Origin of the sequence: Pseudarthrobacter sp. NCCP-2145, from assembly GCF_023708005.1 — a bacterium.
Lineage (GTDB): Bacteria > Actinomycetota > Actinomycetes > Actinomycetales > Micrococcaceae > Arthrobacter > Arthrobacter oxydans.
On sequence record NZ_BRCG01000029.1, the window covers coordinates 36,612 to 48,155 of the forward strand.

Annotated in this window: 8 protein-coding genes; 4 read left to right on the forward strand and 4 right to left on the reverse strand. The window is 66.8% G+C overall.

Features of this window, described 5'->3' with window-relative positions; translation table 11 throughout:
• The first annotated feature begins 86 nt into the window (after positions 1-86).
• Positions 87-2,480, forward strand: a complete 2,394-nt coding sequence (locus NFU08_RS19365; RefSeq protein WP_285835610.1) for a bifunctional (p)ppGpp synthetase/guanosine-3',5'-bis(diphosphate) 3'-pyrophosphohydrolase — start codon at positions 87-89, stop codon at positions 2,478-2,480.
• On the opposite strand, the gene NFU08_RS19370 is transcribed toward NFU08_RS19365, so the two are convergent.
• The 3 genes from NFU08_RS19370 to NFU08_RS19380 all read right to left on the reverse strand — a co-directional run bounded on the left by NFU08_RS19370 (position 2,361) and on the right by NFU08_RS19380 (position 5,706).
• A complete protein-coding gene (locus NFU08_RS19370) occupies positions 2,361-3,089 on the reverse strand; it encodes a type IV toxin-antitoxin system AbiEi family antitoxin (RefSeq protein ID WP_251425558.1) in 729 nt (242 codons plus the stop codon). The two genes, NFU08_RS19365 and NFU08_RS19370, sit on opposite strands and share 120 nt — an antisense overlap.
• A 120-nt stretch (positions 3,090-3,209) precedes the next feature.
• On the reverse strand, positions 3,210-4,820 hold the full coding sequence (locus tag NFU08_RS19375; RefSeq protein WP_251425560.1) for a DUF349 domain-containing protein: 1,611 nt from the start codon (positions 4,818-4,820) through the stop codon (positions 3,210-3,212).
• A 67-nt stretch (positions 4,821-4,887) separates the two neighbouring features.
• Complete coding sequence (locus tag NFU08_RS19380) at positions 4,888-5,706, reverse strand: peptidylprolyl isomerase (protein ID WP_251425562.1); 819 nt, start codon at positions 5,704-5,706, stop codon at positions 4,888-4,890.
• Between the two features lie 234 nt (positions 5,707-5,940).
• Between NFU08_RS19380 and hisS the strand changes: the two genes are divergently transcribed.
• Complete coding sequence (gene hisS / locus NFU08_RS19385; RefSeq protein WP_251425564.1) at positions 5,941-7,305, forward strand: histidine--tRNA ligase; 1,365 nt, start codon at positions 5,941-5,943, stop codon at positions 7,303-7,305.
• Between the two features lie 129 nt (positions 7,306-7,434).
• Here the strand turns inward: hisS and NFU08_RS19390 are convergent, their stop codons facing one another.
• Positions 7,435-8,679 carry an APC family permease gene (locus NFU08_RS19390; RefSeq protein WP_251425565.1) on the reverse strand — a complete coding sequence of 415 codons (1,245 nt, stop codon included), beginning with the start codon at positions 8,677-8,679 and terminating at the stop codon, positions 7,435-7,437.
• Between the two features lie 109 nt (positions 8,680-8,788).
• Here NFU08_RS19390 and aspS point away from each other — a divergent pair, with 109 nt between their 5' ends.
• Positions 8,789-10,570: an aspartate--tRNA ligase gene (gene aspS, locus NFU08_RS19395; RefSeq protein WP_251425567.1), complete on the forward strand. Its 1,782-nt coding sequence runs from the start codon at positions 8,789-8,791 to the stop codon at positions 10,568-10,570.
• A gap of 119 nt (positions 10,571-10,689) precedes the next feature.
• Positions 10,690-11,424, forward strand: a complete 735-nt coding sequence (locus NFU08_RS19400; protein ID WP_174174762.1) for an N-acetyltransferase — start codon at positions 10,690-10,692, stop codon at positions 11,422-11,424.
• Positions 11,425-11,544 lie beyond the last annotated feature (120 nt).

An 11,544-nucleotide genomic window follows, 5' to 3' on the forward strand; every position in this document is an offset into this window, starting at 1 on the left:
CCGTCCGCGTTTAAGGCCCTGGTTATAATTCTCACCGCCGCGGGGAATAGACTGAAGTAATTAAAACGGTGGTGAGGGGTACTTCATTGGAAGAGCGTTCGGCGTCAGCGCCAGCGGCACAGGGTGACAAGGGTGCTGCCAACGGTACGCAGGCCGGGGTGGCCTCGTCCGCGCGCCCTGGCCCGCTGGTTCCGGTCGACAACTCCGGCTCCCGGCCCACCTTTCCCGGCCGCAGGGAACGCACGCGTTCCAGGCTCGCCCGGCTGACAGGGCGCAGCACGGCGACGTACTCACCCATCCTCGAGCCCCTGCTGAGGACGGTCCGGGCCAACAACCCCAAAGAGGACTTCGACCTCATCCAGCGGGCTTTCGACGTTGCGGAACAAAGCCACCGCGGGCAGAAGCGCAAGAGCGGCGATCCGTACATCACGCATCCCGTGGCCGTGGCCACCATCCTCGCTGAACTTGGACTGAGTGGAACCACCCTGGCCGCGGCTTTGCTGCACGACACGGTGGAGGACACGCCCTACACCCTCGCTGACTTGAAGCGTGATTTCGGGCCCGAAGTTGCCATGCTTGTTGACGGCGTGACCAAGCTGGACAAGGTCAGCTTCGGTGAGGCGGCACAGTCCGAGACTGTCCGCAAAATGGTTGTTGCCATGGCCAAGGACATCCGTGTCCTGATGATCAAACTCGCGGACCGGCTGCATAACGCCCGGACCTGGCGGTTCGTTTCCGCTGAATCGTCCGCCCGGAAGGCACGGGAGACGCTGGAGATCTTTGCCCCCCTGGCGCACAGGCTGGGCATGAACACCATCAAGTGGGAGCTTGAGGATCTCTCCTTCGCTGCGCTCTACCCGAAGGTCTACGAAGAGATCGTCCGGATGGTGGGGGACAGGACCCCCGAGCGGGAGAAGAGCCTGAGCGTCATCCGCGACCAGATCACCGAAGACCTCCGTACCGCCAAAATCAAGGCCACCATCACCGGCCGCCCCAAGCACTACTACTCCATCTACCAGAAGATGATCGTCCGCGATAAGGACTTTGACGACATCAACGACCTCATGGGCGTGCGTGTCCTCGTGGACTCCGTCCGTGACTGCTACGCTGCCCTCGGCACCATGCACTCGCGCTGGAACCCGCTGCCCGGCAGGTTCAAGGATTACATCGCGATGCCCAAGTTCAACATGTACCAGTCACTGCACACCACGGTGATCGGGCCCGGCGGCAAGCCGGTGGAAATCCAGATCCGGACCCATGAGATGCACCGCCGCGCCGAGTACGGCGTGGCTGCGCACTGGAAGTACAAGGACCAGCCCAACCGGACCGCGGTTGGTCCCGGAAGCCCCCGCGACGGAGACATGGGCTGGCTGCGGTCCCTGGTGGACTGGCAGCAGGAAACCTCGGATCCGGGTGAATTCCTGGACTCCCTCCGCTTCGAGATCAACGCTCGGGAAGTGTTCGTCTTCACCCCCAAGGGCGAAGTCATGGCGCTGCCCGCCGGGTCCACTCCGGTGGACTTCGCGTACGCTGTCCACACCGAGGTCGGCCACCGGACCATCGGTGCCCGGGTCAACGGAAAACTGGTACCGCTCAACAGCGAACTGAACCACGGCGACTGGGTGGAGATCTTCACCTCCAAGGCCGAGGGCGCCGGGCCCAGCCAGGACTGGCAACACTTCGTCAAGAGCGCCCGGGCACGGAACAAGATCCGCCAGTGGTTCAGCAAGGAACGCCGGGAAGAGGCGATTGACCGCGGCAAGGAACTGCTGACCCGTGCCATGCGGAAGCAGAACCTTCCGCTGCAGAGGCTGATGACCCACGAGGCCCTCGCCGCCGTGGCAGAAGGGTTCAAGTACGTTGACATTTCGGGACTCTACGCCGGAGTGGGCGACGGACATACGTCCGCCCAGTCGGTCATGGAAAAGCTGGTCGAAAGTCTTGGCGGCAATGAGAGCGCCGACGACGACATCGCCGAAGTCAGCATCCCCACCCAGGTCACCAAAGCCCGTTTCTCGGACTCGGGCGTGGTGGTGCGAGGTGTCGGCGACGTCTGGGTCAAACTGGCCCGCTGCTGCACGCCCGTCCCCCCGGATCCCATCCTCGGTTTTGTGACCAGGGGCTCGGGAGTCTCCGTGCACAGGACGGACTGCACCAACATCTCGGACCTGAAGGACCAGCCCGACCGGATCGTGGACGTGGAGTGGGCGCCAACGCAATCCAGCGTCTTCCTGGTTGAAATCCAGGTGGAGGCGCTGGACCGCAAGTCACTGCTCTCGGACGTCACCCGCGTGTTGTCCGAGAACCATGTGAACATTCTGGCAGCCAGCGTGCACACCTCCACGGACCGGGTGGCGATTTCAAAGTTTGCCTTCGAAATGGGCGACCCCAAGTACCTGAGCCACGTCCTCAGCGCTGTCCGCAGGATCGACGGCGTGTTCGACGTCTACCGGACCACGGGCAACAAGCGCCGGAGCTAGGGCGGCGAGCTTTTCCAGGGCGGCCCGTTTGTGGGGCACGCGGGGTGTCGCTTCGATGGCCAGGATGAGCAGGCGCAGGCGCACGTCCTTTTGGGGGCGCGCCAGCAAACCCTCCAGTGCGGGGATGGCCCTGCCGGCGTCCACGTGCAGGGCAATGTCCAGGGCGGTCCGCAGCGGGCTGGAGACCATCAGGCCGCCAAGGCTGACAACGTCGAACGGGCCAAGCTTCACCTCGTGCAGTGTGCAGCCACGGGTGTTCCGGAGGCTTGAAACCCTTCGTTTGGCGTCCACCAGCAGCGCTAGCCTGTCCGGCTCTGCCGCGCAACCGTAGATCCAGGCTGCTGTCATGCGGCCGGCAACCACCCTCTGCCTGACTGACGGCGGTACAGCGCCCGCCGCAGCCCGTGCACGCAGCTGCGGGGAAGCGGCGACTCCGGGCAGTGTGTAGCCGCGGTGGTGCAGCCTGGCCAGGAGTCCGTCCGCGGCGAGGGCCTGCAGTTCGGGCATGGCGAAGGGCATCTCCGGGACATAGAGCTCCGGGAAACGTTGTGTTGCCGCCTCTGCTGCGGCTGGATGGTCATTGCCCGGAGGAGCCGATGGAGTCGCCATTCGTCCATCCTGCCGCGCGGAGCCTTAACGGGGACAGGCCCGGTCCGGTTATGTGGATAACCGGGCCGGGCCTGCACCGGACGGCGGCCTGCGGAGCAGGCGGACGAGCCGGAAGGTGGCCTAGGAAAGTTCGCTGGCCGAGCGCTGGATCTGGTCGAGCCAGGCCTGGCGGGCCTCGAGGGCCTCCTGGGCCGCTTTGATCTTGCGCTGGTCACCGGTCTTCTCCGCCTTGGCAAGGTCGTCCTGAAGGCTTGCGATCGCGGATTCCAGCTGGGACAGCGCACTATTGGTGCGCGCCTTGCGCTCCGGGTTGGAGCGCTGCCACTGCTCTTCCTCGGCGTTCCTGACTGCATCCTCAACCTTGCGCAGTCCGGCTTCGATGCGGCCCATGTCGCCGCGCGGGACCTTGCCTGCTTCTTCCCAGCGGTCACGGACGGACTGCAGCGCCTTCTTGGCCGCGGCCAGGTCCTTCACCGGAAGGATGGCGTTGGCCTCCTGCAGGAGGGCTTCCTTGACGGTGAGGTTGGCAGCGTATTCCTGGTCGATCTCTTCGTTGGCCGCCTGCCGGTTCGTGAAGAACACATCCTGCGCCGCGCGGAAACGGGCCCAGAGTGCGTCGTCGTCCTTGCGGCTGGCGCGCGGTGACGCCTTCCACTGGTCCATCAGCCTGCGGTACTCGCCGGCGGCAAAACCCCAGTCGGTGGACGTGGACAGTGCTTCAGCCTCGGCGATCAGCTTTTCCTTGGCGGACTTGGCCGCGGAGTTGTTGCTGTCCAGCTGGGAGAAGTAGGCGCGGCGGTGGCGGTCGAAGACGGTCCGGGCCGCCCGGAACCTCTTCCACAGGGCGTCCTCGTTGCTGCGGCCCAGGCGCACGCCGCTCTTCTGCGCTGCCTTCCAGCTCTCGAAGAGTTCGTTCATGCGGGCGCTGGAGGTCTTCCACTGTGTCTGAGCGGGGTCCTGGCCGGAGATCTGCTCGGCTTCGGCAACAATCGCCTCGCGGGCCGCCAGTTCGGACGCACGGACGGCGTCGTGCTCGGCTTTTTCGGCCTTCTCCAGCTCGCTGATCTGCTCAGCAAGCTTGTCCAGCCGCGCCTCGGCTGCGCGCAGGTCGCCCACCATGTTCCGCTCCGCAAGCTGCTCGCGCAGGTGGGCGACGGTTTTCTGCATGTCCGTGCTGGGCGCTTTGGAGCTGACGCGCTGTTCGAGCAGCACAATCTGTGCCACGACGTCGTCATATTTGCGCGCAAAGTAGGAGAGGGCTTCGTCGTCGCTCACGCCCGGGTACTGCCCTACGGCGTGCTCGCTGCCGTCAATGGTGAGGAACACATGCCCGTCGCCTTCAACCCGGCCCCACTTCGAGGCTTCGGCCAGGGAGGTGGCAGGTGCTGCCGGAACAGCCGCTGCCGCCGGAGCGGCAGCGGCAGGCTTGGGGCGGGAAGCGAAGGCGGCCGGCGACGGAGCTGCTGACCGGGGGGAAGGAGCCGGTGAGGGTGCTGGTGCAGTTGCCGGTGCCGGGGCAGGTGCAGGATCGGAAGCCTCTTCAGCGGGAGTGTCCTCCGCGGGAGCAGAAGGATCAGCCTCGCTTGCCGCGGGTTCTTCTGCGGCTGCCCCGGCTTCAGGAGCTTCCACTGCTGGGGTGCCGGGTGCCTCAGTCCCTGCGACGTCAGCCGCGGGGGCCGCCGCTTCGGTCAGGTCTGTTGCTGTTTCGTCGGATTTCTGACTGTCTGTCACCGCTAAAAGTCTTTCGCTTGGAGGGAAATACTCACGTACTGCACCGCGGCCGTGCCGGCCGGGCTTCCTACTTCAGAGAAAACGAGTCTATCGTGACTGGTTCAACGGGCGCGCCGTCCGTGTCGCTGCTGCCCGGCGTGATTCCGGCGGCAGCCAGGTTGGCCACCACGTCCAGCCCCGATGTCACCTTGCCAACCACGGTGTAGCCGCCGGCGCTGTCCGACGGGATGACCGTGTCTTTGTAGACAATGAAGAACTGGGTGCCGTTTCCGTACGCGTTGTTACCCGTCCGGGCCACCGCGATGGTTCCGGCCGGATAGGTGCCGTCCGCGGGTGTGTTCTCCAGCGGCCCCCAGGTGTAGTCGGGGTCTCCCTGGCCGTCACCGGTGGGGGAGCCGCACTGCAGGACGCCGAAGGTCTCTCCGGTGGTCAGGCGGTGGCAGGTCTTGCCGCTGAAATAACCCTCGTCGCTGAGCGATTTGAAGACCGCGGTTGCCTGCGGGGCGTCCGTCCCGTTCAGCTGCACGCCGAGCGGGCTGCCGTTCAGGACGAGTTCGCCGGTGAAGGTCTGGCCTGCGGCGGTGTCCGCGGCGGGGATGTTGGGGCCGTTTGTTGCCTGGGCGGACGGGCTTGCGGACGGCTCGGCCGACGCGGACGGGCTGCTCAGCCCGGCCTCTGCAGCAGCAAATTCGTCCTCGGAGGGATTGCCGGAAAAGGCAGTGAGCTGGAGGACGACGGCGAGGACAACGGCGGCCGCCCCGGCACCGGCGGCGATGAGATTGTCGCGCTTGCGCCGGGCTTCCTGGTCCCGCCGCATCTCCCGCTTGGCTTCCATCTGCTGGATGCGCCGTTTCGTTTCGCGGGCACTGCGTGAACTGGCCGCCAAGGGTCCTCCTCATAGTCGGGCTGCTGCACGGCACGGCTGTGGGCCGCATGCGCAGGTGCGTGGCCGCCGGGCCTGCCGGTCCGCCGCATTGGAGATGCCGGCGGACGACGACATAAACTGACTGCCGCACATAGTTTATGCATGACCGGCTGGACTGCCGCCGTCGTACGCCCGTTTCGGGCCGGATAGCCGCGCACGTCCCTGCCGCCGTTCACCAAGAGGAGAAACTCCACCATGGCACGCACCGCCTCCCTGTCCGGATTCCCCGAGTGGCTTCCCGAGGAGCGGCTGGTGGAGCTCCATGTGCTGGATATCCTGCGCCGGGTGTTCGAGCTGCACGGATTCTCCTCCATCGAAACGCGGGCCGTGGAAACGGTCGGCCAGCTGCTGCGCAAGGGGGAAATCGACAAAGAGGTGTACGGCCTCAGCCGCCTCCAGGAGGGCGAAGGCGAGGCAAAGGGCAAAGCCGACCCGCACGCACTTGCCCTGCACTTCGACCTGACTGTTCCCTTTGCCCGCTACGTCGTCGAAAACGCCGGCTACCTGGCGTTCCCCTTCCGGCGCTACCAGATCCAGAAGGTGTGGCGCGGCGAACGCCCGCAGGAAGGCCGGGCCCGCGAATTCACCCAGGCGGACATCGATGTGGTGGGTGACGGCGACCTGCCGTTCCGCTACGACGTCGAGATCGCGCTGGTGATCGCCGAGGCGCTCAGCGCCCTTCCCATTCCGGACTTCCGCCTCCGCATCAACAACCGGAAGCTCGCCGAGGGCTTCTACCGCGGCATTGGCCTGGATGACACAGCCGGCGTGCTGCGGAGCATCGACAAACTCGAAAAGATCGGCCCCGCGAAAGTCGCGGAACTGTTGAAGTCTGAACTGGGCGCCACCGACGACCAGGCACAGAAAGCCCTGCAACTGGCGGGAATCCGGACCGAGGACACCTCGTTCGTGGCCCAGGTCCGGGCGCTGGGCGTCAGCAACGATCTGCTTGACGAGGGCCTCAGCGAGCTTGAACAGGTCATTGACGCGGCCGTCCAGCGTGCCCCGGGCAAGGTGGTGGCTGACCTCAGCATTGCCCGCGGCCTTGACTACTACACCGGAACAGTGGTGGAAACCGTCCTGGTTGGCCACGAACAGCTTGGTTCCATCTGCTCCGGCGGCCGGTATGACGCGCTGGCGTCGAAGGGCAACCGGAAGTTCCCGGGCGTGGGACTGTCCATCGGCGTCACCCGGCTGGTGTCCCGCATCCTGAGCCAGGACCTGGCCAGGGCTTCACGGTCGGTTCCCACCGCCGTGCTTGTGGCCCTGACGCACGATGACAGCTGGGACGCCGCGCAGGACGTCGCCGCCCAGCTGCGCAGCCGCGGCATCCCCACCGAGGTGGCCGCGAAGGCGGAAAAGTTCGGCAAGCAGATCAAGTTCGCGGACCGGCGCGGCATCCCGTTTGTCTGGTTCACGGACGACGACGGCACGCACCAGGTCAAGGACATCCGCACCGGCGAGCAGGTAGTCGCAGCCCCGGAGACCTGGACGCCGCCGGCCGAAGATCTGGCAGTGCAGGTGTCCACGGCGGCCGAGCCGGCTGCGGCAGCCGTTTAGCTGCCCGTCGGTGCCAGGTGCCGCCGTCGTGGGGCACCTGGCACAGACCCGCCGTCGATGGGTCCGCACACGGCCTGTCTGCGGACCAAAGTGCCCCGCGACGGTCCCGCTCCGGGCGGTGGGGACGTGTTAGTGCCGCAGGCGCAGGACCAGCCACCGCCCAGCCACTCCGGCTGCCAGCACGGCCACCATGGTCAGGACCGACGCCGGCGGAAGGGTGAAGGCCAGCAGCAGGCAGGCTGCGAAGCCGACGGCGTTCAGCCACTTGGGTGCGTAGCCTGGATGCGCCGCCAGGGTATACGCAGAGGCGTTGGCCACGGCGTAGTAGGTCAACACGCCAAAGCTGGAGAAGCCCACGACTGTCATAACGTCCGTGGTGAGCAGAAGCAGGATGACGACGGCGGCCACCGCCAGTTCGGCAGCATAAGGCACGGTGTGCTTTCCCCCCACCTTCGCCAGGGGTGCGGGCAGGTCGCGTTCCCGTGCCATGGCCAGGGTGGTGCGGCCAACACCCGTGATCAGGGCCAGCAGGGCTCCCAGGCAGGCAGCGGCGGCGCCCACCTGCACCAGTACTGCACCGCCCTGGAACCGCGACTCCAGGACAGCGTCCAGCAGCGGCGTCCGTGTGGCGGCGAGCTGTCCGCCGGGCAGGTGGTTCAGCAGGAGCAGCGACATGGTCAGGTAGATGGCGAACGCGGCAGCCATGGCGGCGAGGATTGCGCGCGGGATGGCCCGGGCAGGGTCCTTGACCTCCTCGCCCAGCGTGGCGATCCGGGCGTAGCCGGCAAAAGCGAAGAACATCAGCCCGGCAGCCGGCAGCACCCCGCCCGGCGACGAGCCGCCCGCGGGGCCGCCCGGGCCGGAGACGGGATGGGGCCCTACGGCTGCGGCTAAAGCCACGAAGGCGAGGGTGGCCAGGACGATGCCCAGCAGGATCCGTGTGAGCAGGGCCGTCCGGGTGATGCCCAGCAGGTTGACGCCGGTGAGGACAACCACGGCGGCCACGGCCGCCGGCACTGCGTAGCCGGGCCAGGCATAGCTGCCGAACGTCAGGGCCATCGCGGCGCAGGATGCAGTCTTCCCTGTGACAAAGCCCCAGCCGGCAAGGAATCCCGGCCACTCGCCAAGCTGTTCACGGCCGTAGACGTAGGTGCCGCCGCTGGTGGGGTACTTTGCGGCGAGGGCGGCCGACGCCACCGCGTTGCAGTAGGCAACCGCCCCGGCGACGACCACCGACAGGGCCAGTAACTGGCCCGCCAGCGCGGCCGCAGGAGCGAAGACAACGAACACCCCGGCGCCCAGCATTGAGCCGAGTCCGATGGCTGTGGCGTCAAACGTGCCGAGCCTGCGTTGAAGTTGCTGGTGTGCGCTCATGCGGTGGCAGTCCCTTTGCAGCGGGTAAACTCGAACGGGATTGTTCCCGTAACGATCCTATTTAACTTCCAGATCAACTTCCCGCCGTAACCCCGCAGAAAGGCGTGCTGTGCTGCGCACACATGACCTCGGATCCCTTCGTTCCGAGCACATTGGACAAACCGTAACCCTGGCCGGCTGGGTGGGCCGCCGCCGTGATCACGGTGGTGTGGCCTTCGTGGACCTGCGTGATGCGTCCGGTGTGGCACAGGTGGTGGTCCGCGAGGAAGAAGTCTTCCACGGGCTGCGCAACGAGTACGTCCTGCAGGTCATCGGCACCGTTTCCAAGCGGCCCGAGGGTAACGAGAACCCCGCCCTGGCCACCGGCGAGATCGAGGTCATGGCCGAAAAGGTCACCATCCTCAACACCTCCGATCCCCTTCCGTTCCAGATCGACGAGCACGTCGAGGTGGGCGAGGAAGCACGCCTGAAGCACCGCTACCTGGACCTCCGCCGCCCCGGCCCCGCCCGCAACCTGCGCCTGCGCTCCGAAGCCAACCGCGTGGCCCGGGAACTGCTGCACCAGGACGGCTTCGTTGAGGTTGAGACGCCGACGCTGACGCGGTCGACGCCTGAGGGCGCCCGTGACTTCGTTGTGCCGGCACGCCTGGCGCCGGGCTCCTGGTACGCGCTGCCGCAGTCACCCCAGCTGTTCAAGCAGCTCCTGCAGGTGGGCGGCTTCGAGAAGTACTACCAGATTGCCCGCTGCTACCGCGATGAGGATTTCCGCGCAGACCGCCAGCCGGAGTTCACCCAGCTGGACATCGAAGCGAGCTTCGTTGAGCAGGACGACATCATCGCCCTGGGCGAGAACATCGTGAAGGCACTGTGGAAGCTCATCGACGTCGAGATTCCGACGCCCATCCAGCGCATCACGTACCACGACGCCATGGCACGCTTCGGCTCGGACAAGCCCGATCTCCGTTTCGGTGTGGAGCTTACTGAGCTGACTGAATTCTTCAAGGACACCAACTTCGGTGTTTTCAAGGCCCCCTACGTCGGTGCCGTAGTGATGCCGGGCGGCGCCTCGCAGCCGCGCCGGACCCTGGATGGCTGGCAGGAGTTCGCCAAGCAGCGCGGGCACAAGGGACTGGCCTACGTCCTCTTCAAGGAAGACGGCGAACTGGCCGGCCCCGTGGCCAAGAACCTCACCGAGGCGGAACGAGCAGGACTGGCGGACGCCGTAGGGGCCAAGCCGGGCGACTGCATCTTCTTCGCCGCCGGAGACAAGTCCTCCGCGCGCGCCCTGCTGGGTGCTGCCCGTGTTGAGATCGGCCACCGCACCGGCCTGATCAACCCGAATGACTGGGCCTTCTGCTGGGTGGTGGACGCGCCGATGTTCGAACCGGCCGCCGCAGCTGTGGCTTCCGGCGACGTTGCCGTCGGCGCCGGCCAGTGGACCGCAGTGCACCACGCGTTCACGTCCCCCAAGCCCGAGTACATGGACAGCTTCGACACGGACCCCGAATCAGCGCTGGCGTACGCCTACGACATCGTCTGCAACGGCAACGAAATCGGCGGCGGCTCCATCCGTATCCACCAGAGCGACGTGCAGGAACGGGTCTTCGAGGTCATGGGCCTCTCCCACCAGGACGCGCAGGAGAAGTTCGGCTTCCTGCTTGAAGGCTTCAAATTCGGTGCGCCTCCTCACGGCGGCATCGCCTTCGGCTGGGACCGCGTGGTGGCACTGCTGTCAGGTGTGGATTCGATCCGCGACGTCATCGCCTTCCCCAAGACCGGCAACGGCTACGACCCCCTGACCGCGGCCCCGGCTCCCATTACGCCGCAGCAGCGCAAGGAAGCCGGTGTTGACTTCAAGCCTGAGGCCAGGAAGCCGGAAGAGGGCAAGTAGGCAGTATCCGTTTGACGTGAAGGCCCTCCTGGAAAGGGGGGCCTTCACGCGTGTCCGCAAAAGGAGACCCAGTGGCGCCCCACCGTGCGAGCCACCCCGCCCGCGCCTACGAAGCACTCATGGATGCCGCCTGGCCGGCCCCCGACCGCCACGACCTGGGGGAGTGGGTCCTACGGGCTGCGGACGGCGTCACGCAGCGGGCCAACTCGGTGTGGCCGCGGGACCCCGCGCCCAGGCCGCAGGAGGCTTTGCTGGAGGCGGCGCGGTGGTACCGGATGCGGCGCCTTCCGCTGATCTTCCAGATGGCGGACACCCCCGCCAACTCCGGGCTGAACCGCTTCCTGGACGCCCAGGGCTTCACGCGGCAGTCCGAAACGCTGATCCTGGCCCGGCCTGCCGGCCCCCAGGATGGGCATCCGGCGGGCGCCGGGGTGGAGATCCTTGATGAGCCCAGCGAGGAGTGGCTGCACCTTTGGTGGAGCGTGGACGGCCGGGGCGGTGGACAGGCGCGGGAGACAGCGCGCCTGATCGTGACGGGGTGCCCTGCACTGTATGCCCTCGCCAGGGACGACGACGGCGCCCCGGCCGCCGTCGGACGCCTCGCCCTGGCGGGCGCCACGGGAGGAATCTATTGCATGGCGACGTCGCCTGCGCACCGCAGGCGGGGCTACGCAGCAGCAGTGCTCCAGGCGCTTCAGTCCGAAGGGACCGCGCGCCACGTGGAAAGCTTCTGGCTGCTGGTCACAGCTGCCAACTCCGCCGCCCGGCAGCTCTACCAACAGGCGGGGTTCGAGGAGGCGGGCCGCTATCTCTACCGCCAGGAGCGGCCCCGCCGGGCGCTGACAGGCTGCTGACTAGCGGTCCAGCGCTGCTGTCGCGCCGTGGTGGGAGAAGGTTGTGCGTGCCTCGGGGGTTTCGTCTGTGGCGGTGGGCGCATGCCGGGGCGGATCATGGAGGTGTCTGTCACGGTTGAC